At 69.3% G+C, this 23,488-nt stretch carries 22 protein-coding genes and 1 pseudogene; 10 read left to right on the top strand and 13 right to left on the bottom strand.

The window, feature by feature from the left end; translation table 11 throughout:
• The first annotated feature begins 128 nt into the window (after positions 1-128).
• Positions 129-902 (top strand): CAP domain-containing protein, encoded by a 774-nt coding sequence (locus tag ACWD3H_RS24665; RefSeq protein WP_451956634.1) that lies wholly within the window; start codon positions 129-131, stop codon positions 900-902.
• Between the two features lie 330 nt (positions 903-1,232).
• A complete protein-coding gene (locus tag ACWD3H_RS24660; RefSeq protein ID WP_451956633.1) occupies positions 1,233-1,694 on the top strand; it encodes a hypothetical protein in 462 nt (153 codons plus the stop codon).
• 48 nt (positions 1,695-1,742) lie between these two features.
• Here ACWD3H_RS24660 and ACWD3H_RS24655 read toward each other — a convergent pair whose 3' ends face one another.
• Positions 1,743-2,615, bottom strand: a complete 873-nt coding sequence (locus tag ACWD3H_RS24655; RefSeq protein WP_350955727.1) for a TIGR03619 family F420-dependent LLM class oxidoreductase — start codon at positions 2,613-2,615, stop codon at positions 1,743-1,745.
• A 328-nt stretch (positions 2,616-2,943) separates the two neighbouring features.
• Between ACWD3H_RS24655 and ACWD3H_RS24650 the strand changes: the two genes are divergently transcribed.
• Positions 2,944-3,438, top strand: coding sequence for a cupin domain-containing protein (locus ACWD3H_RS24650; protein ID WP_451956632.1), 495 nt, complete (start codon positions 2,944-2,946; stop codon positions 3,436-3,438).
• A gap of 247 nt (positions 3,439-3,685) precedes the next feature.
• On the opposite strand, the gene ACWD3H_RS24645 is transcribed toward ACWD3H_RS24650, so the two are convergent.
• Complete coding sequence (locus ACWD3H_RS24645) at positions 3,686-4,342, bottom strand: glyoxalase (protein WP_451956631.1); 657 nt, start codon at positions 4,340-4,342, stop codon at positions 3,686-3,688.
• A 468-nt stretch (positions 4,343-4,810) separates the two neighbouring features.
• Here ACWD3H_RS24645 and ACWD3H_RS24640 point away from each other — a divergent pair, with 468 nt between their 5' ends.
• Positions 4,811-5,356, top strand: a complete 546-nt coding sequence (locus tag ACWD3H_RS24640; protein ID WP_355550433.1) for a dihydrofolate reductase family protein — start codon at positions 4,811-4,813, stop codon at positions 5,354-5,356.
• Positions 5,357-5,363: 7 nt separating this feature from the next.
• On the opposite strand, the gene ACWD3H_RS24635 is transcribed toward ACWD3H_RS24640, so the two are convergent.
• On the bottom strand, positions 5,364-8,411 hold the full coding sequence (locus ACWD3H_RS24635) for a BTAD domain-containing putative transcriptional regulator (RefSeq protein WP_451956630.1): 3,048 nt from the start codon (positions 8,409-8,411) through the stop codon (positions 5,364-5,366).
• 97 nt (positions 8,412-8,508) lie between these two features.
• Here ACWD3H_RS24635 and ACWD3H_RS24630 point away from each other — a divergent pair, with 97 nt between their 5' ends.
• The 5 genes from ACWD3H_RS24630 (at position 8,509) to ACWD3H_RS24610 (ending at position 14,069) form a co-directional block, all read left to right on the top strand.
• The gene (locus ACWD3H_RS24630; RefSeq protein WP_451956629.1) at positions 8,509-9,285 is read left to right on the top strand and encodes an alpha/beta fold hydrolase; all 777 of its coding nucleotides are present in this window, start codon (positions 8,509-8,511) and stop codon (positions 9,283-9,285) included.
• Positions 9,286-9,624: 339 nt separating this feature from the next.
• Positions 9,625-10,026: a hypothetical protein gene (locus ACWD3H_RS24625; RefSeq protein ID WP_451956628.1), complete on the top strand. Its 402-nt coding sequence runs from the start codon at positions 9,625-9,627 to the stop codon at positions 10,024-10,026.
• The gene (locus ACWD3H_RS24620; protein WP_451956627.1) at positions 10,026-11,051 is read left to right on the top strand and encodes a hypothetical protein; all 1,026 of its coding nucleotides are present in this window, start codon (positions 10,026-10,028) and stop codon (positions 11,049-11,051) included. The genes ACWD3H_RS24625 and ACWD3H_RS24620 overlap by 1 nt, the downstream gene beginning before the upstream one ends.
• 239 nt (positions 11,052-11,290) lie before the next feature.
• Complete coding sequence (locus ACWD3H_RS24615; protein WP_451956626.1) at positions 11,291-11,419, top strand: hypothetical protein; 129 nt, start codon at positions 11,291-11,293, stop codon at positions 11,417-11,419.
• A 103-nt stretch (positions 11,420-11,522) separates the two neighbouring features.
• A complete protein-coding gene (locus ACWD3H_RS24610) occupies positions 11,523-14,069 on the top strand; it encodes an NACHT domain-containing protein (protein WP_451956625.1) in 2,547 nt (848 codons plus the stop codon).
• A 272-nt stretch (positions 14,070-14,341) separates the two neighbouring features.
• On the opposite strand, the gene ACWD3H_RS24605 is transcribed toward ACWD3H_RS24610, so the two are convergent.
• Entirely contained in the window at positions 14,342-15,517 is a 1,176-nt protein-coding gene (locus ACWD3H_RS24605) for a WD40 repeat domain-containing protein (protein ID WP_451956624.1), read from the bottom strand.
• A gap of 270 nt (positions 15,518-15,787) precedes the next feature.
• On the opposite strand from ACWD3H_RS24605, the gene ACWD3H_RS24600 reads away from it, so the two are divergent.
• Complete coding sequence (locus tag ACWD3H_RS24600; RefSeq protein WP_451956623.1) at positions 15,788-16,150, top strand: hypothetical protein; 363 nt, start codon at positions 15,788-15,790, stop codon at positions 16,148-16,150.
• 110 nt (positions 16,151-16,260) lie between these two features.
• Here the strand turns inward: ACWD3H_RS24600 and ACWD3H_RS24595 are convergent, their stop codons facing one another.
• From ACWD3H_RS24595 to ACWD3H_RS24555, 9 genes and pseudogenes are all read right to left on the bottom strand, one after another.
• Complete coding sequence (locus ACWD3H_RS24595; protein WP_350958904.1) at positions 16,261-16,746, bottom strand: YxiG-like protein; 486 nt, start codon at positions 16,744-16,746, stop codon at positions 16,261-16,263.
• Between the two features lie 190 nt (positions 16,747-16,936).
• A complete protein-coding gene (locus ACWD3H_RS24590) occupies positions 16,937-18,808 on the bottom strand; it encodes a hypothetical protein (protein ID WP_451956622.1) in 1,872 nt (623 codons plus the stop codon).
• Positions 18,809-19,218: 410 nt separating this feature from the next.
• Positions 19,219-19,941, bottom strand: a complete 723-nt coding sequence (locus tag ACWD3H_RS24585) for a hypothetical protein (protein WP_451956621.1) — start codon at positions 19,939-19,941, stop codon at positions 19,219-19,221.
• Between the two features lie 167 nt (positions 19,942-20,108).
• Positions 20,109-20,495: pseudogene (locus ACWD3H_RS24580) on the bottom strand (integrase core domain-containing protein); the annotation flags it as partial.
• Positions 20,496-20,804: 309 nt separating this feature from the next.
• Positions 20,805-20,966, bottom strand: coding sequence for a hypothetical protein (locus ACWD3H_RS24575; protein ID WP_451956620.1), 162 nt, complete (start codon positions 20,964-20,966; stop codon positions 20,805-20,807).
• Between the two features lie 214 nt (positions 20,967-21,180).
• A complete protein-coding gene (locus ACWD3H_RS24570; RefSeq protein WP_451956619.1) occupies positions 21,181-21,837 on the bottom strand; it encodes a tyrosine-type recombinase/integrase in 657 nt (218 codons plus the stop codon).
• On the bottom strand, positions 21,797-22,264 hold the full coding sequence (locus ACWD3H_RS24565) for a hypothetical protein (protein WP_451956618.1): 468 nt from the start codon (positions 22,262-22,264) through the stop codon (positions 21,797-21,799). Before ACWD3H_RS24565 ends, ACWD3H_RS24570 begins: the two co-directional genes overlap by 41 nt.
• 396 nt (positions 22,265-22,660) lie before the next feature.
• Positions 22,661-23,224: a recombinase family protein gene (locus ACWD3H_RS24560; protein ID WP_451956617.1), complete on the bottom strand. Its 564-nt coding sequence runs from the start codon at positions 23,222-23,224 to the stop codon at positions 22,661-22,663.
• A 12-nt stretch (positions 23,225-23,236) separates the two neighbouring features.
• The gene (locus ACWD3H_RS24555) at positions 23,237-23,428 is read right to left on the bottom strand and encodes a hypothetical protein (protein ID WP_451956616.1); all 192 of its coding nucleotides are present in this window, start codon (positions 23,426-23,428) and stop codon (positions 23,237-23,239) included.
• Positions 23,429-23,488 lie beyond the last annotated feature (60 nt).

Genomic DNA, 23,488 nt, shown 5'->3' with positions numbered 1-23,488 from the left:
AGACCGGTCTCGTCCTGTTCGACCCGCCACACCCTGAAATATGGCGAAAAATACATTCAAGGGCGCCGCAAGGCACCTGTAAGGCCCTCGGCTTATCACTGAAGGACACCGACGCCGAGGAGTCCCCCATGAGCAGCCTCCTACACCTCTCCCGCAAGCAGCCGCGACCCGATAACCCCGTGTCACGCCGCCGGCAGGCCGCCGTCGCCGTGACCGGCACCCTCCTGCTGAGCCTGACCGGCGCCGTTTCACTGGCACAGCCGGCAGCCGCCGCGTCCGCACCGTTGAAAGGCGCCGGAGCCTGCGCGAACATCGACGTCGTCTACCGGCCCCAGTCCGCGTTCCCCGACACCAACCGGGGACGTTTCGACTTCAGGGCGCAGGCGACCACCATCGAGACAGCGGTTCTGTGTCTCGTCAACGCCGAACGGACCGGCCTGAAGCCGCTGAAGAGATACCTCTCGCTGGGCAAGAAGGGTGCCCCCACACTCGCCGACGCCGCGGCCAGGCACGCCGCGGACGCCGTCAGACTGCGCTGGTGGGGAAAGGCGGAGCCGGGTAAGAACTGCCGCCCCGTGCAGGGCAACCCCGGCCAGTGCGACCCGCACATCAACCCGCAGACCGGCTCGACCCCGCTGAGCCGTGCCCAGGCGGTGGGCTACGGTCGCCGCTGCGCCTCGTTCTCCGTCGGCGAGAACACCTACGCGGGGTGGGGAACCTCTTCTGTCACGCCGCGGGCGGCTGTCACCTGGTGGATGAACAGCAAGCCACACCGCGACACCATCCTCAACCCGGCTTACACCGAGCTGTACACCAAAGCGGTCTGGGGAAGCGCGGATCCGGCCGCCGGGTCCGTCACCCCGGCCGCGACCTACGTGCAGATGTTCGGTCGCTGCGGCTGACGCCGCCGTCCTTCATGCCGAGCCACCCGGCGACGAGCTTTGAGAGTCCGCATCCACGGTGCGGTCGGCCGACGGCGTACGGCCCGGAAAGGGGTCATCGCCGTACATGGAGATCATTTTATTAGGAGGTCTCGGCAGGGTTCGCGGCCATGCGTACCTTTTTCACCCTGCTGATGCCGGCGTGCTCGCGAGCATGCCGCTCATGATCAGTGGCAGACGTCCGGACAGGGCCACAGCTTCCCGGCTGTAATGCGGGCGATACTTTCCGCGATGTCGTGGCAGGGACACACGAGAGACTCCATCCGCAGGCCCCTCTGACGAGAGCAGCGCATGTCGAAATCAAAGAGGAAGAGTGCTGCTCGCCCGAATGTGCAACAAATCCGCCAGGATGCTCCGCCCGACGACCCGCCACCGAAAAGTCTGGGTGAAAAACTACTTTCCGGCCCTCGTTTCATTCTTGCCACTGCACTGACCGTGGCGATCGGCGCAGCTATTCCCAAGATAGTAGAGATATCCTCGGAGCGGCTTCTCCCTGATATCCATGCGGTGGCCAAAGAGGATGAGACCGGCTCCATCTCACCTTTGGGCAACGCCTCACTCGCATACAAATACAACCATAAACCGGACTCGACGGAGTACCGAAGCAGTGCGGGGCAGGTGGTGTACACGATCTCGAACGGCTGGGGCCTGACCGCCGTCACCGACGAGGCATCCGGTGAGGCATTGAACTCGTTGCTGCCCCGGATACTGGCTCGCCTGGACGGAGCGGTTGGCACGAAGTTCCTGCGATGAGCCTGTCTCTTGGGGCGTCCGATGACGGCTCCGGTCGAAGAACAGGCCCTAGCTTGGGAGGTGTTCGAGGAGAGCGAACCGCTGGGCGAATGCGGACATCTCCTCGCGCTGCCGGTCGGATTCGGTGGCGGTGGCACTCACGACGATGCGGGTCACGCCTTGAGCGGCGAATTCCTCCACCTGATCGACGGTCATGTCGATCGGCCCCGATCGCGTGTACTCCAGCGTTTCCGGGTTGCGGCCGGCTTCGATGGCGGTCGATCGGGCGAGGTCCATCTGGATGGCGCGCTCGTTCGGATCGAGCGCGCCGCCAGGGAAGTAGCCGTCGCCGCGTCGTCCGGCGCGGCGTGCGGCCGCCCGGCTCGACCCGCCGATGTGGATCGGCAGGTGGGTGACCCCATAGGGCTTTGGGAACTGGCACAGGTCATCGAAGGTGAAGAACTCCCCGTCGAAGCTGACACCGTCCTGGCCGCCGGCCCAGAGCAGCCGCATCACGTCGATTGCCTCGTCGGCACGACGTCCGCGGGTGCTGAAGTCGACCCCCACCGCCCGAGCCTCACCGGGCAGGGCACCGAGCCCCGCGGTCAGCAACCGCATCCGCCCCTTGGACAGCACGTCGATGGTCGCCAGACGCTTGGCGAGGACCACCGGATGGTGGTACGGCAGCAGCAGCACACCCGTCCCGAGCAGGATCCGGTGGGTAGCCGCGGCGACGAAGCTCAAGCAATCGAGCGGATCGAAGTAAGGCAGCGACGGCGGGAGCTCGAAGCGGCCGACCATCGCACCGGGGTACAGCGCGATGTGCTCGGGAACATACAGCGACTCGAAGCCGCAGTCCTCGGCATGCTGGGCGTAGGCCACGATCTTGTCGGGGTCGATGCCGTGGTAGGGCGTGCTGTAGCTGATTCCGAACTTCATCATTACTCCTCCGGCCGGCCGACGCGATGAACGGCCGGTCGCCTGCCATGCCAGCTGGCGACCTCCGCCACCCGGTTGTCGCAGCCAAGCTAGAACCCTGTCACTGGCGTCAAGGCAACCCGCGCCCGGCCGCGACTGCGGAAAGCGGCCGATCCGGCCGTATCGGACGACACCGCCCAGGAGCAGCCTGGGCTGTGGTGGTCGTGACCTCCGCTCGCGCCAGGATTGGCCCAATGGAACAGGCAAGAATTAGATCTTTGATGGGCCGCTGCGACTTCGTAGGATCATGCGGTCAGCCGCAAATGATCTACCGCTCGGGGTGAGCACACCGATGTCCTATCCGCCACCGCAGTACTTCGCCGATCATGGTGCCGCCAGCGCGGTCTACCGGCCTGCCGACACGCGGCCGGACCTCACGATCGGGGTCAAGTCCCAGGTCGGCTATCTCGCGACCGGAGCAACGACCGCGGGCCGGTTCGGTCTGTACCGCTGGGACATGGCGGCGATCCCGAACGGCCCCGGCGCCCATTTCCACCGGACCATCTCCGAGTCGTTTTTCATCCTGGAGGGCACCGTCTCGCTGTACAACGGGGAACGGTGGCTGGACACCACACCAGGCGACTTCCTGTATGTGCCACCGGGCGGGGTGCACGCCTTCAGCAACAACTCGGGCGCACCCGCGTCGATGCTGGTGCTGTTCGCACCGGGAGCGCCCCGGGAGGCGTATTTCGAGGAACTCGCCGAGATCGTCGCCTCCGGCCGACAGCTCACGCAGCAGGAGTGGACCGAGCTGTATGCCCGCCACGACCAGTACGACGCGCTGTGACGGGCCGCATGTGACCATCTGGCCGCCGAACGGGAGGATCCGCCTTTCCCGGGAGGTCTCGAAGCAGGGCTGACGCTGTTCACCAGGGTCTCGCCGTCGCGCAGGGCGGCGATCGATAGCGGGGCTCCGGGTCGAGGGGCTCGACGGCCGCCCGCCACACCTGGACGAACTCCTTCTCCGCAGGTTGGGAGAATGCCCGTCGCGCGTCTGCCCGCGTGCCCTCTGTCATCGTGGAGGCCTGTGCTCTTCAGGGAAGCCACTCCCGCAGTCCGGGGAGATGCCCGAGTTCCGACTCGATGCGCCGCCTGTCGTCGGTGCTGAGCTCCAGAGCGCGCAAGTCGGCGGCCCACGGGTCGGTGGGCTCGCCGAGGATCACGGCCAGGTCGATGAGGTGGCACAGGGCGATGCCCCGCTCGACCACCGGAGCGTCCGCGCCGTGCCTGCGCAGCGCGGACTTGAGCGCACGGAAAGCCTGCAGATCATCGTTCTTGAACTCGCGCAGGATCCGGACGTTGTCGAGTGCCCTGGCCAGGCCTGTCAGCTCCTTCGAGCCGCCGTACTCCACTTCGACCGGCTCGTCGCGCTGGATGAATATGATCGAGTTCCCGGACGGATCCATCAGCGTGAACCGGGACGCGCCCGGCCGGTAGCGGGTGATCCGCGGAAGGCCGGAACTCAGCACCTTTCCGTAGACCCGGCGCATCGCCCCGACGAACGCCGCGTGGTACGGCGCCACGGCGTCGACCATGACCAGGCAACCTCCGGACTCCTCCCGGGCCGGATCCAGCCCCTTGGGCTCCGGGCCGAAGTGCAGTTGGAATCCGCTCAACCGCAGCGCCAGATAGACGTAGGGCTTGCTCTGTTTGTAGGTGGCTTCGAACCCCAGCGCCTCATAGAACGCCAAGGTATTCTCCACCGACGCGCACGGCATCAACGGCACCGTCGTCTCGTTCGGCCGAAGCGCAGTCTCACTCACGTCATTCCGCCTTCCAGGTCGTCCGACGAGGCTTGCACCCTTCAGCGAAACTCGCATATGGATCGTTCCCGGCCGGTGTGCGCCAGTCCCGAAGCACGCCTGGGACATCACCTTCGAGGCTCATCGCGCGGCCCGGACCGGTGGAGCGCCGGGCCGGGTCACCGACGGGAATCCCCAGCCTGGGAAAGACCGGCAGGCCGGCGGCGCGGTCTCTATCGACGGCTCGTGATCGGGACGGGCGGGCACGTGGTCGGCATGCGGCGTCTCCTCTCAGCAGTCCGCCGCAGAGCAGCTCGCGGTCGTGCGGGGGGAGGTAAGGGCACCTGAAGCAAACCGTAAGCGCGGATTGGCAGAGTTCAGGCCGTAACCAGCGAGCACACGCCCCAGGAGGAAGCCATGCGCAAGGTCATCGCCTCGACCTACATCACCCTCGACGGTGTCATCGAGAACCCGGAGTGGACCACGCCGTTCTTCGACGAAGAGGCCACCGCGTACGCCGGCGAGCAGATGCGGGCCGCGGACGCTCTGCTGATGGGGCGCCGCACCTACGAGGGTTTCGCCACCGCTTGGCCGCAGGTGGAGGAGACCGAGGACAGCGGCGCCGCTGAGATGAACAGCATCCGCAAGTACGTCGCCTCGACCACCCTGACCGACCCGAAGTGGAACAACACCACGGTTCTGAAGGGCGATCTGGTCGAGGAGGTCACGAAGCTCAAGGCCCAGGACGGCAAGGACATCCTGATGTACGGGTACGGCCCGGTCGCGCACACCCTGCTCAAGGCCGGCCTGCTGGACGAGGCCCGGTTCTGGATCCACCCGGTGTTCGCCGGTGGGGACACGGTGACCACGCCGCTGGCCGACGTGAAGGCGACGCTGGCGCTGGCCGACACCAGGGTGCTGAAGAGCGGCGTGATCATCGCGTCATACCGCCGGGCGCAGTAGACCCCGATCAGACCAGAGCCCGGCCCTCGCCCGGACTCAGGTCGCGTCCGGCGGCGACCAGCGCGTCGAACCGCTCCCGGCCGAGCGCGGCGATCAGGCGGTCGGTGATCCGGTCCAGTTCGTCCCGCTCGGTGGGCGCGGCGGCGAACTCGGCGGCCCGCCGGGCGGCGGCCGCGGCGCCGAGCAACCGGGCGGCGACCTCCGGCACGGAGTAGGCGGCGGCCGATGCGATGCCTTCGAGCGCGCCGATCGCGTCCCGCGGGGCACCCATCGCCTGCGCCACGTCGAACGCCTCGACGTGCCGGGCCAGCCCGGTCGCCGGGTCGCCGCCCTGTTCTGCCGCGTACCCCAGCTCGACCAGCACCATCGGCAGGAAGAGCGCCGGCTGCGCGTCCCGGCGGGCCAGCTCCGCCAAGTGCTCGAGGTGAGTGGTGGCGACGTCCAGTCTGCCGTCACGGCGGGCGGCGAAGCCAAGGCTCAGCTCGGCGAACACCACGACGCCCACCGAGTCCTGCTCGCCCGCCAGCTTGTACGCCCGCTCCGCCAGCTCCCGGGCCTGCACGTAGTCGCGGGTCTGCACCGCGAGCCAGGCCAGCCAGGACAGTTTGCTGCTCACCTCGGGCCACAGCGACAACTCCTCGGCCCAGCCCAGGCCTTCGCGGTGCAGGGCGGCGGCCCGGTCGTACTCCCCGGTCAGCTCGGCCAGGCCACCCACCCAGTCGCTGGCCTGCAGCCTGCCCCAGCGGTCACCCAGCTCGGCGAAGATCTCCGCGCAGCGGGTGCCGTCCCGCCCGAGGGCGGCCAGGTCACCGTCGGCGTGCGCCAGTTTGGCCCGGCTGCTCAGCACGGCCGCCTCGGTCCACCGGTCGGCGGATTCTCCAGCGGCGGACAGCAGCTCGGCCGCCAGGGCCAGTTCGCTGCGGTCGATCAGCGCGGCGGCCACGAACCAGGTGCCGCGGCTGTCGTCGTACGCGGAGATGTCCGCGGTTTCCATCTGGTCGCCCTGCAGCAGCGCGAACCCTACCCGCCAGGCCGCGGCCCGGGCCTGTGCGGACATGTCGCCATCGAGCGTCAGAGCATGGCGGGCCTCGGTGAATCGGCCGCGCAGGAACCAGTACCAGGTCAGCGCGTTGGCAAGGCGCAGCCCGCCGCCGTGCGCGAGCGCCGACCGCAGGTTGGCGTTCTCGGTGTCCAGTCCGAACAACCACTCGGCCTGGGCGGGGCCGCGCAGCTCGGGGTCGGCGCGTTCGGCCAGGCCGGTGAAGTACGCGACGTGCCGGGCGCGGACCGCGGCCGCATCTCCTGGACGGCCGGTCTCAAGACGGTCGAGGCAGAACGCGGCGACCGATTCGAGCAGCCGGTAGCGCGGGCCGGCCCCGGTGTCGTCCATGACCACCAGGGATCGGTCGACCAGCCGGGCCAGCACATCAAAATCGGCGTCGCAGACCGCCTCGGCCGCGTCCAGAGTGCAGCCGTCGCTGAACACCGCGAGCCGGGCCAGGATGTCGCGGTCCGCGTCGTCGAGCAGGTCCCAGCTCCAGCCGATCACCGCGGCCAGGGTGCGCTGCCGGGCCGGCATGTCCCGCTGCTGGGTGGCGAGCAGCTTGAACCGGTCGTCGAGGCGCTCCACCACGCCGGCGACGCCGAGCGCGCGGACCCGGGTCGCGGCCAGTTCCAGGGCCAGCGGCAGGCCGTCCAGGCGGCGGCAGAGCTGCGCGACGGCCGGCGCGGTGCGGTCGTCCAGCCGGAAGCCGCGCTGCTGGGCGGCGGCGCGGGCGGCGAACAGCCGGGCCGCGGCGGACCGGCGGACCGCGTCCGGGTCGCGGTCGTCATCCGGCACGGCCAGCGGCGGCACCTCCCACACCAGTTCGCCGGTGAGTCCGAGTGGTTCCCGGCTGGTCGCCAGCACGGTGACGCCGGGAGTGTCCCGCAGCAGCCGGGCCACCAGGCCGGCGGCCGGCTCGATGACATGTTCACAGTTGTCCAGCACGAGGAGCAGCCGCCGTTGCCGGACCGCGGCGAGCAGCAGGTCGGTGGCCGGGACGCTGGCGCCGGCCGTCTCGTGGATGTCCAGGGTGGCGAGGATCCGGTCGGCGACGCCGGGATCACCGGGCGGGAGCGCGGCGAGTTCGACCAGGTGGACGCCGTCCGGGTACGCCTGTTCGCGGGCCGCCTCGGTGGCCAGCCGGGTCTTGCCGACGCCGCCGGGGCCGGTGAGCGTGACCAGTCGCCGCTCCGGGATCAGCGTGCGCAGTTCGGTGAGCGCCTCGGCCCGGCCGACCAGCTCGTCCAGGCGGGCCGGGATGCTGTTGCGGATCCGGGCCGCCCGGGGTGGTCCGGTCAGGCCGGCGTCCTGCGCCAGGATCCGCCGGTGCAGGGCGACCAGTTCCGGGCCGGGGTCAAGACCGAGTTCGTCGGCGAGGCGGCCGCGCAGGTCGGCGTAACCCTCCAGGGCCTCGGTCTGGCGGCCGGCCGCGTACAGGGCGCGCAGGTGCAGGGCGCGCAGGCCCTCGCGGAGCGGGTGCCGGGCGACCAGGTCGGCCAGGTCGGCGGCGACCAGGTCGTGTTCGCCGCGGGCCAGGCGGGCGTCGGCGAGGCGTTCGAGCACGACGAGGCGCTGCTCGGCCAGCCGGATGGCCTCGGCGCGGACGTACTCCTCGTCGGCGAAGTCCGCGTACGGCTCGCCGCGCCACAGCCCGAGCGCCTCGGTCAGGTGGACCGGGTCCCCGGCCGCAGCCAGTTCGGCGAAGCGGTCCGCGTCGGCGGCCGCTCGCAGGAGGTAACCGGGCGGGCGGGACTCGACCAGGTCGCGGGCGCCGGATTCGGCGTCGTTGAGCGCCTTGCGGAGCTGGGAGACCCGGACCTGCAGGGCGCCGGCCGCGTTCGCCGGCGGGTCGTCACCCCAGAGGTCGTCGATCAGCCGGTCTGCCGAGACCACCCGGTTGCGATTGGCGAGCAGGTCGGCGAGGAGCGCGCGGACCTTGACGCCGGGCACGGTTACCGGCTCGCCGGTGTCGGTGGTGACGGCGAGCGGACCCAGGACGCCGAACCGCATGCGGGCCACCCTACAAGCCGTAAGCCGGCCGGAAGCCGACCGTAAGCGGGGCGGCGCACGGTGTGGGTGTCAGCGAGTTCGAGAAGGGATCACGGTCATGAGCTACGCACCCGTCAACGGCCTGGACATGTACTACGAGGAGCACGGCACCGGCGCCGGCCGGCCGGTCGTCCTGATCCACGGAGCGCTGTCCGGGATCGGCACGTCGTTCGGCACGATCCTGCCGTGCCTGGCGAAGACCCGCCGAGTGCTCGCGGTGGAACTGCAGGCGCACGGGCACACCGCGGACATCGACCGCGATCTGACCGTGGAGGACCTCGCCGCCGACGTGGTGGCGCTGCTCGACCACCTCGGTATCGAGCGGGCGGACGTGTTCGGCTGGAGTATGGGCGCGGCGGTCGGGCTGCGGCTCGGCACCGACCACGCCGACCGGGTCGGCCGGCTCGTCCTGGCGTCGGTGAGCTTCGACGAGGGCGGCCTGTACCCGGGCCTGCTGGACGGCATCCAGGACCTCCGGCCGGAGCACCTGCACGGCTCGGAGTTCCACGAGGAGTACGTGCGCACCGCCCCGGACCCGGCCGGTTTCGCCACCCTGGTGGCCAGGGTGAAACGGCTCGACGGCGACCTGCCGCAGTGGTCCGCCGACCGGATCCGGGCAGTCACCGCGCCCGTGATGATCGTGCTGGGTGATTCGGACATCGTCCGGCCGGAGCACGCGGTGGAGATGTTCAAGCTGCTCGGCGGCGGGGTGCCGGGCGACCTGACCGGGCTGCCGCAGTGCCGGCTGGCGATCCTGCCGGGCACCACGCACACCTCGATCCCGCAGCGGGCCGAGTGGCTGGCCCCGATGATCGACGAGTTCCTGGGCGCCTAGCGTTCCTTTAGATCTGCTGACGGCCAACCCCAGCGCAAGCGGCGGCTCGGTCACATGGAGCACCTGGCCTGGCACATCGCCCGGCGGGCTGATCGCTCTGGCGGTTCAGTACGGGCATATGCGCGCAGCCGTCTCAGGCGGCTACGCCTCCCGAGGTCGCGGCGGCATCCACGAGCTGCTGGACCTGGAGACCGTCTGCGGCAATGTCGTGCGCACCGACGAGCACGCAGGTCAGGCATGCGGCTTCCCTTCTCCGTGCTCGCGGCCGACGTCGGCCGTTTCCCGGCCGGTGGACAAGGGCCTTTCTCGCTTTCGGCTGCTCCTTTAGTCTTCCTTCTCGTGCTCCGACGATCATGGATGCTCTGGGCCGCGGCCATGCTGACCGCGCTCGCTCCCAGCCTTTACTTCTGGGTCTCGTCGCTGCTGTCCGGAGACGACGGCACCCGGTACTACGCGTACATGTTCTCGGGGCGGTGCACGGGCGCTCAGATCCACTCCCTGATCCCGGAGTACCTGATCTCGCAACTTCCGCTCTTCGGCTACGGCGGCGCACCGCTGCTTGTCCTGGCGCTGGCCGGCTGGTACGTGGGCGTACGGACCGGGCGGGACCGGCTCGGCAGGGTCGTCGCCCGCTGCGCGGCCGCGGTTCTGCTCCTCCGGCGCCTGCCCGATCTGCTGCTGCTCTCGCTCGACGGGGCGCTCGGCCCGCAATGCCTGAACTCCTGGGGCCGCCGGAGCTGATGAACGCGCAAGCGGGCTGGGACCTCTATCACTTGCTGCCTCCGGTCCTGGTCCTGCTCGCGATACAGCTCCCGCGGCGGGCGTTCGTCCGGCGCGGCCGCCTCGCGCGCACGACCGCCATGCTCCTGACCGTGACGGCGACCCTGCTCGTCACGGCTCAGGCGGCCCCCTCCGGCAAGGTGAGCACCGAGGGCGAGCTGGACTGCGCCGGCTTCGGCGATGGCACAGTCAGGGGGCTGAGCGAGGTGGAGAAGACGTTCCTGTGCGAGGTCCGCGGCTACCACAGCTTCTACGGCGACGGTGGCATCGAAGGCTGGCAGGACGCTCCCGACCGGGTGGTTGTGACGCAAGGACACCACCTGTGTGGTGTGGCCACCCGGTATGGCGGCGATACCGGCGCGCCGGCCGTGCGGGACGCGCCGCACGGGCCACTGGCGCACGCGCTCGGCCCGCTGTGCCCCGCGGTGGCCCGGTGGCAGGAGCAGGAGGGCGCGCGCAGGCAGGCTGAGGAGGCGGCGTACTACGCGGCCAAGGAAAAGGCCTGCGGTCGGCATCGCCCGCACCGCCCGAAGATCAAGCCGGTACGGCAGGGCCGCGCCACCATGTGGACCGAGTTCTGGACCATCCACGGATGGGAGGAGGGATACGAGGGCACTGTCCCGGAGCTGGTCGAGGAACTGGTCGGCAGCGAGCGCGGCGGGCTGGCGATCTGGGCGGCCGACGAGATCGGCCACGCGTGCGTCACCGTCGAGTCCTACCGCCGGCAACCGCCGCTGGAAATCAAGGGATGGGACGAGGTGGTGCAGGTCGGCTACGACAGTCCCAGCGGTGCTCTGACTCTGTCCGACGGCAACGGAAAGAGCCTGACCGGCCTGACGGCCGCGGGGCCCGGGGCATACCGGGTGCGGGTGCACCTGCGCGGGCGCAAGCTCGTCTACCAGGTGCCGGACCCGCCTGACGGCGCCGTGGAGCTTCTGATCATGGTGTTCCCCGGCGAGCAGAAGAAGCCGGTGGTCTACAGATAGAGGGCGACCCGAGCGCACCGCTGTCCATGCTTCCCAACGGGGGCAGATCCGGGGTCGAGGAACAGCGGGACAGTCGTTGGCGGTGAGAAAGATCTTGTTTCTCGTTGTGGCGGTGAGCTGGTCGAATGCGAAAGGGTCAGGCGGTCAGAGCCCGCTGAAGTGAGGGCGCGGCTCCGGAGGACACCGCCCCGACGCCCTGCACAGTCTTCCGCGACCTGCGACGCAGCGGTTTACCGCCAATGACTGTCCCGCTGTTCCTCAACCCCGATCCCGGCGAGCACACCTTCACCCCTGGGGTGGTCACCTACGGCCGCGAGGCTTCACCGAAGATGCAGCGCAGGCTGGACGACCTTCTGGCCGCGGAGTAGCCCCGGCCTGGAACTTGGTCCAGCGGAGTCCAGCGGACGCGGGTTGGTCACAGTTTGTTCGCGCTGCCGATCTGCCGCGGTCCTGGGAGCGACGATTGCGGTCATGGCGAAGCGGGGCGGTTCGTGGCGGTACGCGCTGGGCTGGTGGGCCGGGCTGGCGGGCGTGGCCGGGGCGCTGGCGCTGATCGGATGGGCGCTGCGCGGCGCCGACGGGCTGCAGACCGCGGCCAACCTGGCCCAGCTGGTCGGCGTCGTGCTGGTGGTCCCGACACTGCTGGTGCCGTTATGGCTGTGGTGGCGGCGCTCGGCCGCCCGACCGGCGGTGACCTCCGCACACGTGACCCACGCTAAGGACGTGCTGGCCGGGCTGGTGGAACAGCAGTGGACGACCGAGGCCATGCTGCGGTCGCTGGATGACCCCGACCCGATCCCGGTGCGCTGGCACCTGACCCCTACCGTCCGGGTGATGGATCAGCCGGCCAACCTCACCCCGGGACTACGGCGGCTGACCGCCTCCAGCGACGACATCGCCACCCTGACCGGCAAGTTCCGGAGCATGCGCCGCCGCCGCCTGGTCATCCTCGGCGGCCCCGGTACCGGCAAGACCACCCTGGCCGTCCAGCTGGTACGCGAATTACTGGCCACCCGCGACGCCCACCCCGGCGAACCGGTGCCGGTGCTGATACCGGTGGCCGGCTGGGACACCACCGCCTTCCCCCTCCTGCATCAATGGCTGGCCGCCCGGCTCATCCAGGACTACCCCGCGCTGCGCGCCCCCGACCTGCCCCCCGCGATGGCCGAGGTGCTGGCCGCACGCGGGCACATCCTGCCGGTACTGGACGGCCTGGACGAACTCCCGCCACCCGCCCAGCAAGCCGTCATCACCGCGCTGAACCAGTCCCTGGCCGATACCGACCAGCTGATCGTGACCAGCCGGACCACCGAGTTCGGTCAGGCCGTCGACGGCGCGGGAGACGTGCTCACCTCGGCCATGGTCATCCAGCCCCGGCCGGTGACCCCGAAGACGGCTGCGGCCTACCTGAAGCGGTGCCTGCCGCCGCAGCCGCCGGCCGAGTGGGAGGAGGTCCTGGCCGCGCTGCGCGCGGTGCCCGCCACGACCCGAACCCCACGGGATCGAGGGGCAGTGCTGGCTACGGTCGCAGCGACCGCCTTGGGCCTGTGGCTACTGCGCGTCGTCTACATCGACGCCCACACCGACCCCGCGCCGCTGCTGGATCCCGACCGTTTCCCCAGCTCCAAGGAACTGCGCGGCCACCTGTTCGACCAGCTCATCCCCGCCCTCATCACCACGCGCCGGCCCAGCGGCGATGCCGCCGACCCCTTCCGGCCCCGCGTCAGTCATGATCCCGGCCAGGCCCGGCGATGGCTGGCCTACCTGGCCCGCACCATGACCCACCCCCCAGACGGCGGCACACCCACCCGCGACTTCGCCTGGTGGCGCCTGGCCCACACCACCCGCACCTTCACCACCAAAACCATGCCCTTGATCGGGATCGTGGTCGGGCTCGCATTGGGGCTCACGTTCGCGATCGCATTCGGGATTACGGCGGGGCTCAGGGCCGAGATCGCGGCCACGATCACCTTCGGGCTCGCCGGCGGACTCGCGATCGGGGTCGCGGCCGGGATCGCATTCGGGATCGCGTCGAGGCCATGGTCGTGGCAGGAACAGGGGTTCGCCAATCTCCGCCCGCAGGGCCGAGGATCTCTGCTCGCCCGCCGACTCGCGGTCGGGATCGCAATCGGGCTCACGGCCGGGATCGCAGTCGGGCTCACGGCCGGGATCGCAATCGGGCTCACGATCGGGATCGCGGACGGGATCGCATTCGGGATCGCGGACGGGTTAGAGATCGGGTTAGAGATCGGGTTGGGGGTCGGGCTCACGGCCGGGCTCACGGCCGGGATCGCAATCGGGCTCACGGCCGGGATCGCGTCGAGGCCATGGTCATTGCAGGAACCGGGATTCGCCAATCTCCGCCTGCAGGGCCGAGGATCTCTGCTCGCCCGCCGACTCGCGGCCGGGTTCGTGTTCGGTTTTCTGTTTGGGCTCGTGTTCGGGCTCACGATCGGGCTCGCGGACGGGATCGTGGTCGAGCCCACGTTCGATCTCGCGTTCGATCTCGCGAGCGTTTTCGCGCAGGGGTTCACGGAAATGCTCGCGTTCGGGCCTGCGTTCGGGCCTGCGTTCGGGCTTGTGTTCAGTCTCGCGCTGGGGTTCATGCGGTGGGCTGAAGCTCCAGCCGAGGCACAGCAGGCGGCGGTACCGATGTCCAGTTGGCGGGCTGACCGCGCTGTGAATCTCGTGCGGATTGCCGTGTTCATGCTCGCGTTCGTGCTCGCGGTTTTGGTCGGGCTCCGTTTCGCGTTCGATTTCGCGTTCGCGGTCGTGCTTGCGGTCGGGTTCGCGGTCGGGTTCGCGGTCGGGGATCACCATGCGTGGCTGGCGTACCTGGTCGCCACCTACCGGCTGGCCCGGGCGGGCCGGCTGCCCCGCACGCTGATGCCGTTCCTGGATGACGCGCACCGGCTGGGGCTGCTGCGCGCGGTCGGCCCGCTCTACCAGTTCCGGCACGCCGACCTCCACGACCACCTCGCCGCCGACCCACCCGACCGACCGGCCCACGTCAGCTGAGAGCGGCGAAAGACTACGCACAGGATTGACCGCCCACCCCGAGGGCGCCCGCCACCACGGCGCGGTCCTGCCGCATCGCCTGGACGACCTGCCCGACCCGCCGCCCGAAATTTCGTCCGTGCTACCGGGACCCCCGAAAACCTCGCCGTACCGGTCGGTAACTTGCGGGAATCCCCATTAACGAAGTTAGGTGCGAGAACTCACATTTAAGCCTCCGGGGAGGATTGGGCCGGATTTTGGCGGTAGGGCTGGAGCGGTGATGATCTACTGGGTCAGCGGGTCGGCCACAACTTCGCGCTGTCGTCGAAGCTGCCGGTGGCGAGGGTTTCGCCGTCCGGGCTGAAGGCCACCGAGCGGACATCGTCGGTGTGGCCGGTGAGGGTGGCAACGGTGTTGCGGCCGGCCACGTCCCACAACCGAACTGTTTCGTCGAGGCTGCCGGTGGCGAGGGTTTCGCCGTCCGGGCTGAAGGCCACCGAGTAGACCCTGTCGGTGTGGCCGGTGAGGGTGGCAACGGTGTTGCGGCCGGCCACGTCCCACAACCGCACCGTGTCGTCGAGGCTGCCGGTGGCGAGGGTTTCGCCGTCCGGGCTGAAGGCCACCGAGAAGACCCAATGGGTGTGGTCGAGGGTGGCGACGGTTTTGCGGCTGGCCACGTCCCACAACCGCACCGTGTCGTCGCGGCTGCCGGTGGCGAGGGTTTTGCCGTCCGGGCTGAACGCCACCGACCAGACATCGCCGGTGTGGCCGGTGAGGGTGGCAACGGTGTTGCGGCCGGCCACGTCCCACAACCGCACCGTGCCGTTGAAGCTGCCGATGTCGACGCTGCTGGTGGCGAGGGTTTCGCCGTCCGGGCTGAACGCCACCGAGGAGACATCGCCGGTGTGGCCGGTGAGGGTGGCAACGGTTTTGCGGCCGACCACGTCCCACAACCGCACCGTGCCGTCGAGGCTGCCGGTGGCGAGGGTTTCGCCGTCCGGGCTGAACGCCACCGACCAGACATCGCCGGTGTGGCCGGTGAGGGTGGCAACGGTTTTGCGGCCGGCCACGTCCCACAACCGCACCGTGTCGTCGAGGCTGCCGGTGGCGAGGGTTGTGCCGTCCGGGCTGAAGGCCACCGAGGAGACATTGTCGGTGTGGCCGGTGTGGCCGGTGTGGCCGGTGAGGGTGGCGATGGTGTTGTGGCTGGCCACGTCCCACAACTTCACGCTCTTGTCGGCGCTGGCGGTGGCGAGGGTTTTGCCGTCCGGGCTGAACGCCACCGAGTAGACCCAGCTGGTGTGGCCGGTGAGGGTGGCGCTCGGCGCGAGGTTGGCGGCGCTCGGTGTGGGGGCGGGGGTGCAGGCGGCCGTGGTCGGTACGCCGACCGCTGCCAGGGCGCCGAGCCCGCCCAGGAGCAGGGTGCGGCGAGACAGTGATCGGCGCTGCCGCGGCGGGGGCGTAGTCACACCCGTAGGTGTAGAAGATCAGACTTGAGACTGACTTGGAGGCCTCTGCGTCGCCTTCTGCCTGCCCGGGCCGAGCAGCTCGCCGACGGCGAACGGCTTCGCAGCGCGGCCGCGCCGGGCGGGTCCGGCATTACCGCCCAGACCTCGATGCGCGCCCCGGAAAACCCGGCCTTACCGATCGGTAACTTTCGGGAAGCCCCCTTCCCGTGAGTTGGGGAAATCCCCGAACCGCTTGCACGTGTCAGGGAACCCTGACACAAGGAGGCGCTGATGGCCTGGACGAACGAGGACGGGATCCACGAGGGATGGGACGCCGCCGAATTCGATCGCGACCGGTTCTCAGTCGGCTCCGGAGGCGGCGGCGCGTGGGCGCGCCAGTTCGCCGCCGGCCCCGGCCCACTGCAGCGCGAGGGCGAGCCGGAGACGGTCGACGGACGGACGGCGATCGGCTGGCGCTCGATGTGCGAGTGCGGCTGGCGCGGCCAGCTGTGGGAGCGGGTGGCCACCCCCGGCGAGCACCGGGGTCGAGGAACAGCGGGACAGTCGTTGGCGGTGAGAAAGATCTTGTTTCTCGTTGTGGCGGTGAGCTGGTCGAATGCGAAAGGGTCAGGCGGTCAGAGCCCGCTGAAGTGAGGGCGCGGCTCCGGAAGACACCGCCCCTGTCAGGCCCCAAGACCTCTGCGACAGATCCGGCTCAGGAGGTAGGTGACACTCCGGCTAGATGATCTGTTGCTCTCCGACGCCTATTGAATCGGAAACTTGTGGTCCGGTCCCTGCCACTGGGACGGAAGTTCTTCGACCTGCAGGTCGGAGAAGACCAGACTCAGGTCATGGGCGTTGGTCTGGATCCGGACCTCGTGGAAGTCGATGCCGACCGCTGCGGCCCAGTGTCGGGCGGCCGGTGAGTCGGCGATGAGCGTGGCCCCGGGGTAGAGATCCTGCCAGTTGACGCCCCAGACGTATCCGTCGAGGTCGACGCCGGTTTCGTAGGTGATGAGCCGGTCATCGAGGGACTTGCGCCAGGTGTCGGCGGGCACGGTTGTGGTGCAGGTGGCCTGCACGCAGTGGCGGAACAGGTAGCGCAGCGTCGCCGGCGCGATCCCGCTTCGCGGATCAGTGGTCGCGTGGATCACGAGTTGGTAGTCGCGCATGTAGTTCGTGAAGCCGTGGCGGAGCAGGGCCTGGTCGAAGACGTCGTCCAGAGCCTGCTGCAGTTTCACCGGATCCATGCACGCAGTTCTACCTGCCGCTGTGATCTTTCTGCTAGGCCTCCCACTCGGGTCCGCGTCACCCGGGGCAAAGTAACTCTGGGTGACGACAGAGACGGGGGTGCTCTGCTGACCGTGGCCCCCAGCTCCTAGGTAGATCACCCTGTCAGTGGCTGCTGAGAGGGCGTCAAGGTGGCCGCTTCTGGTCGCGTTATTGGCGGGAGAGTGCGCGAGTGAGGCCTGCCAGGATGGTCGTTGCGAGGATCCACCCTGCAGTGATCATCGCCGCGGCGAGCCACTGTTGTGCGCCGCGCGGGCCGAAGGCGCTCTCCTGTCCGAAGCTGATGATCGGGAGGAGCAGGTCCAGGGTGTAGAGGAAGGCGTTGAAGGGGGGAGCCTCGCCTGGCTTGAAGGCCGGTGGCTGGTGGGCGGTGAAAACGACCGTGCCGATAAGGAGAAGGGCTGCGAGCCAGAGCGCAGCGCGGAAGGGTCGGTAGCCGTACCCGACGGTCCAGTCCTGCATATATCCCCACAGCCGTGCCCCGAGCCGCCGCCCCGAGCGGCGGCGACGCTGTTTGGCCAGCAGCACGTCCCGAGCAGCCTCATCGTGGCCCTGCCGGCGGTAGACGGCGGCCAATTGCTCATAGGGTTGAGGTTGGTAGTCCTCCCTGGCCAGCCAGTCAAGTCGCTCCTGGACAGGCAGGGGAGCCTCCAGGCTGTCATAGGTGAAGCCGTTCATCAGGACGTGAGCAGGCCACCGGCTGGGAGCGTCATCGAGTACGCCGACCCGACTGTGGCGAAGGTCGACGGCCCGCAGCAGTTCCGTCTGGGGCCCGATCTTCAGCGAAGCCGCTTCTACACCACGAAGGTGAAGGTCACCGTCGATGGTGGTCTCCGCAAGGCACAGTGTGGCGGCGATCCGGGAGTTCCTGATCGAGACGTCTCCCGTGGCCGCGAAGCCTTCGCAGCAGTCGATGCCCCCGCCCGCGATCACCTCCCACAGGGACAGAACCCGCCCGCCGGGATTACTGAGGGCGGCACCGTGAAACTCCAAGCTGCCATCGATTCGGGCGTTGATGAGCACGATCTCCCCGTCGGCACGGAAGCCTTCGCTGCAGCTGAGCCTGCCGGTGACCCCCAGCCGACGCAGGGAAAGCGCCGTCGCACCCGGGTTGGACAACGTCCCGCCGTCGAGGTTGACCGATCCGCGGACCTGGGTGGAGTCCAGAAAGACCTCTCCGTTCGCCACAAAACCTGGTGTGAGCCGCAGTCCGCTGCCGATCTCCATCAGCGGCGCGTTCAGCGCGCGTCTTCCCGGATTGGCGAGGCTCGCCTGCGCGAAACGGAGCGAACCGGCCACGCGGGCTCCGCGCAGAAGGACTTCACCTTCGGTCGAGAAGCCGTCATCGATGCGCAGCCCGCCCTCGACACTGAGTCTCTCCGCGTTCAGGGCGATGCCGTCCGGGTTGGACAGCTGGGCTCCGCTGAAGACGCACCGGCGCCCTATCCGGGCGTCCTGCACGCTCAGCTCCCCCCAGGAGCGGAAACCGCGGGCACACGACAACCCGCCGTCGATGACGACCCCCTCGGCGGTGAGGCTGAAGCCGCCTGACCGCCCGACCCGTGCGCCATCGAGGGTCATCGTCCCGCCGATCCTGGCGCCAACAACGCGTAACTCACCGTCGATGACGGCGTTCGCGCACAGAAGATCACGGTCGACAATCAGGCCGTCGGCATGGACGGCCTGAAGTGCGTGGATCGCTGCGCCGCTGAGATTCAGTGTCCCGGACACGTGGGCCCCGGCGAGCTGGATCGGGCCGGCCATCTCGCAGCCTTCCAGGCGCAGTGCCCCGCCGATCACAGCGTCTACGGCCTGCAGTCCGGGTGCCCGGGAGGCCGCGAGGTCCACCAGGCCGGTGCGGGCTCCGGTGAAGACCGGCGTTTCCTCGAACTCGCACTTGGTCAAGATCAGAGGGTGTTGTACCTCGGCGTACGACAGGTCCAATCGGCCCGTGATCCGGGCGCCGGACAGGTGCATGCCGGGCGTCTGCCCTTCAAGGCGTTCCCGGGCGCCGAGCAACATCCTTGCGATGATCGCGGCCCGAACGGGGGTGCCGGGAAGATCCACAGGACGCGCTGTGGGAAACGCCTCCCAGAGGGCGAGTTCCGGCTCGGACAGATCCTCGATGATCACAGGGCACTCCTGGAAGGTCGTACGCGTCGTTAAGGAGAGCCTCCAAGGTCACCACCTGTCTTAGCAACCTTCATGTTTCATGCCCGGCCCATCCCTTGGATCGCAAAGTGCGCGATTCGCAGAAATGACCGATTGTGCGAGGTCAGGGTTTCCCTTGTTCGACGAGGCGTTCGCCCAGGTCACCGCTCGCAGAACTCCTCTCACAACCGGAACGTTCTGAGAGACGGTTCTGAGACATCCACGACCTGCGCGAACGCTCTACTTTGCCCCTGGTGACACCGACCCGAGCGGGGCCCCTGCTAGCGCTGAGGTTTGCGGACTTTGAACCGGGCGATGGGCTTGGTGGTGGTGCGGGCGACCTCGGCGATGACCTGGCCGGCGCGGGTGATGCGGAAGGTGGCGTCGGCTGCTTCGACGGTCACGGTCGCTGCGGCGTGGCCGATGCCGACGCCGATGCGCTGTCCGGCGACGGCGATCCAGCCGCGGCTGCTGACCCGCCGCTGCACCTGGACGGGTTCGGTGGCCGGTTGGGGTGCGGGGCCGGCGGGGCGGGCATCGCGCAGGCGGGCCGTGGCCTCGCAGGTGAGTGGATTGGGCAGGGTGCGCAGCAGCGTGCGCCCGTCGCTCAGGTGCAGTACGGCGCCCTCCAGGCGGACGGTCAGTCGGCGTCCGGCGAACGGGGAGCCGATCGGGTATTGCCGGCCGCCGAGGGAGACCAGGCCGGAGGCGTTGACGGTCCGCTCCACCTCGACCGCCGCACCGGCACCGGGGTGGGCCGGTGTGGTGGTGGGCTGGATGCGGGTGCCGGCATCGGCGATCAGCTGCCGCAGGTGCTGCGGGGTGAGCCGGGAGGGCACTTTCTTGATCCTGACCCCGGCGGCCAGCAGCTCGACGGTGCCGGCATCGGCTCGCAGTGTGACTGTCAGGCCCGCGCGGTGGGTGCCGAGCCAGAACTGCTGCCCGCAGACGGTCAGGTTGCCCGAGGCGGGCACGATACGGGTGAACTCAACGGCCAGATCCACCGGATCGATCTCGTTTCCTGGTATCACCGGTCCTGCTGCCTTGAGCGGCAGTGGCGTCATCACCGGCTCAGGGGGAGATTCGGGCTCAGGTTCCGTCTCAAGGCGGAAAGCGCTCCTGCGGCGTGGAGGGGCGCCGGCAGGCGCAGCAGCAGCCTCTCATCGCAGCGGGGCCGAAAGCGGTCGGCGGGACGGGCCATGTCCAACCCCTGGTGGGGGCGGTGGGTGTTGTAGTCGGCGACGAAGGCGTCCAGGACCTGCTGGGCGTGCTCGACGCTGTCGAACGGGCCGTGCTCATCGAGCAGTTCGCGCCGCAGGGTCTGGTGGAAGCGCTCGACCTTGCCGGTGGTGGTGGGCGAGTACGGGCGGGTCAGCCGGTGGGTGATGCCGTTCTCGCGGCAGATCCGGTCGAACAGCACCTCTCCGCCTCGGCCGAAGCGGGCGGTGAACTGCTTGCCGTTGTCGGTCAGCAGTTCATCAGGGATCCCGTGGCGGCGCAATGCGTCGGCCAGGGCCAGGCACACGGCCCGGCCGGTGGGGCGGGCCACCACGGTGGCGTCCGCGCGGCCCGCCGCGCGCTCCGGCGGCCAGGCGGCCGGGCATGCGGCCTGGAGGCCGGTCCCGGCCGCCGCCGCCAAGCGCGCTCGGTCCCGCTCACCGGGGCCGCCCACCCCGAGGACCGATCGAGCCATGCCGTGACGATCGCTCGTCGTGGTGCTCGTCGACCACGGCCGGGGCGATCGGCGCCCGGTGACCTCCTTCGTCGGCCCCCGGCCATCGAGCTTCATCGCACGTGTATCACTCCAGTTCAGAGCGTCGACGTGTGACACGTGCGAGGAATGCGGGGCGCCCCGCACCATCGACCATCAAACGGTGGCGTCGCTGCTGCAGATGCCCGGCGGGTCCTCATGCGTCACGAAACGGTCAGGAATCTGGCCGCCGCTGATCTTGAGCAGGGCACTTTCATCCAGCTCGGTGCCGACAGGGCTGATGTCATTGATTTCTGTGCTGGGAGCCTCTTTCACCATGTTCCTTCCTGATGGTTGCGGAATACGTGGACCGTTCTGAAACCGGGCGTGTCCTTTTGCGACGTGCACCGGTCTCCAGCCCGTTCCACCGGCCCCCGGAACGCGGACGCCGACGATTACTCTAGAAAGCAGCGTTAGGAAACGACTTGTAAATCCTTGTGAATCAATTGGAGCCTCGGCTAGGAGCGACCGCCCGTATGCGGCGGAGTCGAGGTCACCGAACCCAAGTGGGAGGCCGTTCCAGGGGGCCAGACCAAGTACGAGAGAAAGGGGCAGTGCCCCTCCCCCCTCGGAGAAGTTGCTGATCAGTGGGTACGGCGGCGGGGTGCCAGGACCTCGGTGACCTTGGCGATGGCCTCAGGACCGGGTTTGACGTAGCACATGGCCGTGCGGGGGTTCTTGTGCCGGGTCTTGCCCATGATGAGCTGCAATCGCCGAGGTGGGTGGCGGCGCTGTGGCGCAGTTGGTGCAGGTCGAGCCCGGCGTGTTTGTCGAGCAGGACGCGGGCGCGGTCGTAGCCGAGGCGGGCGCGGCCGGTGTGCGGGCAGATGTCGGCGGCGGCCGGGCGGCGGGCGGGGACGGGGCGGCGTTCGGACAGGAACAGCGGGCCGCGGGAGCGCACGCTGCCGTCGGGGAGGCGGAGCAGGCGGGGCAGCAGGTGGGCGGTGCCGCTGTCCCAGTACACCCACTCGGCGGCGCCGCCCTTGGACCGGACGGGGGCGCGGCGGTGCTCCAGGTCGAGGTCCTCGACGTTCAGCGCCAGGATCTCGGCGGCCCGAGCGGCGGTCTCGTACAGCATCCGCCACAGCGCCCGCTCCCGCAGCGGGAGGTCACGGCGCGACAGCAGCCGGTGGATCGTCGTCTTGGCCACCGCGCGGGTCTCGTCGGCGGTTTCCTTGCGGCGTTCGGCGTCGGCCGGGACCGAGGGGGCGGCCCAGTGCTTCTTGGCCTGGCACCAGGCGAGCCAGGACGTGACGGCGACGCGGTTGCGGTTCCAGGTCGCCGGCGTCGAGCCGGAGGGCGACGCGCTCCGCAGCCAACATCGCGCCCTCGACCTGCACCAGCAGTCGGACCCGCTCGGACTCGGGCACCTGGTCGTTGAGCAGCACCCGCTCGACCAGTGCGCTGGCGGCCCCGAGGTAGCTGCCCGTCATCAGCAGTTGGAACCAGGCGAAGCCTGCGGTCAGCAGCTCGACCTCCATCTGCCCGTCGTCGTACTTCGAGGACGGGAACAACCCCATCGGCACCACGTCGTCGAAGGTGACCTGCTCGCCCTCCGCCCCCTCGCTGATGGTCAACCCCTCAGAATCCGCGAGGCGCTATTGGACGAACTCTCGACGCCATGACGTAATGGCCTCATGGCGTCGTGACGTCATGAGGCCACAATCTCGGACCGAGGAGCCGTGAACGAGATTCGATGGCCGGGGGCCGAAGGTCCTCGGGCGCCGATCGCCCCGACCATCTACGGCCCCGGCCTCGACGGGCGATCGTCACGGCCTTGCCACGATCCCTCAGAGTCGGGGACAGGGCCGGGGCCCGCGAGTCAGGGTCGGGGCCATGCGAGAGGTGACCTTGCTGGGTGGTCCTTTGGACGGGGCGATGCTCCCCGGGGCGATGGTGCTGGCGGACGACGCGTTGGAGGGGTGCCACCGGAATACGGCAGAAACGGGCCGCGGGGGTGAGGTAACTGCTTGTCAGCTGCCTGAGAGTGCCTCGTAGGCGGTGGAACGGCCGATCTTGAGGGTGCGGGCGGCTTCGGTGACGGAGACGCCGTCGTCGACCAGGCGGCGCAGGGTGGCCAGTTCGGCGGGGCCGATGACGGTGGGGCGGCCCATCTTCTTCTTGCCGGGCAGCATGTTGCCGTCGGCTTCGCGGCGTTTGGCGGCTTCGATGCCCTCGACTTGGCGTTCGGCGCGGAGTTCGAGTTCGAACTCGGCCGCGGCGGCCAGGGCGGTGAACATGAACCGGCCTTCTTTGGTGTCGAGGTCGAAGTTCTCGGTGAGGCTGATGACCTTGACGCCGCGTTCACGGAGGGTGTTGACGGTGGTGAGGACGTGGGCGGCGGAGCGTCCCCACCGGTCGGACTTCCAGAACTTGACGGTGTCGCCGGCCTTGGCGGTGGTCAGGAGCCGTTCCCATTCGGGCCTGTTGGTTCCGCGTTTGCCCGACAGCTTCTCGGTGAACAGGCGGTCGTACCCGGATTCGGCGATGGCGTCGATCTGGAGCTGGGGGTTCTGGTCGCGGGAGGAGACCCGCACGTAGGCGTAGGTTCAGCCGTTCTCGGCGGCCTTGGCCCGGTCAGCCTGGGTGAAGAAGGCGAGGCAGCCGGGCCGTCGGCAGCGCAGGCCGTCCCCAACGTCGGCGGCGTCCCAGACCAGCCCGTCAATTTCCAGGGGGATGCGGGTGGGGTCGCACGCCGCAGCTTCCCATCCGCCGGTGGTCCCGCCCGGGCTGGCCTTCATCTCGTGAGAGACCACGACGACGTGGGCGTACTTGTCCTTGATGGTGGCGCGGCTGCGCCC

Source organism: Streptosporangium sp. NPDC002607 (assembly GCF_053592655.1).
The sequence above is the reverse complement of the archived record's forward strand: the minus strand, read 5'-3'. Positions and strand labels throughout refer to the sequence as shown.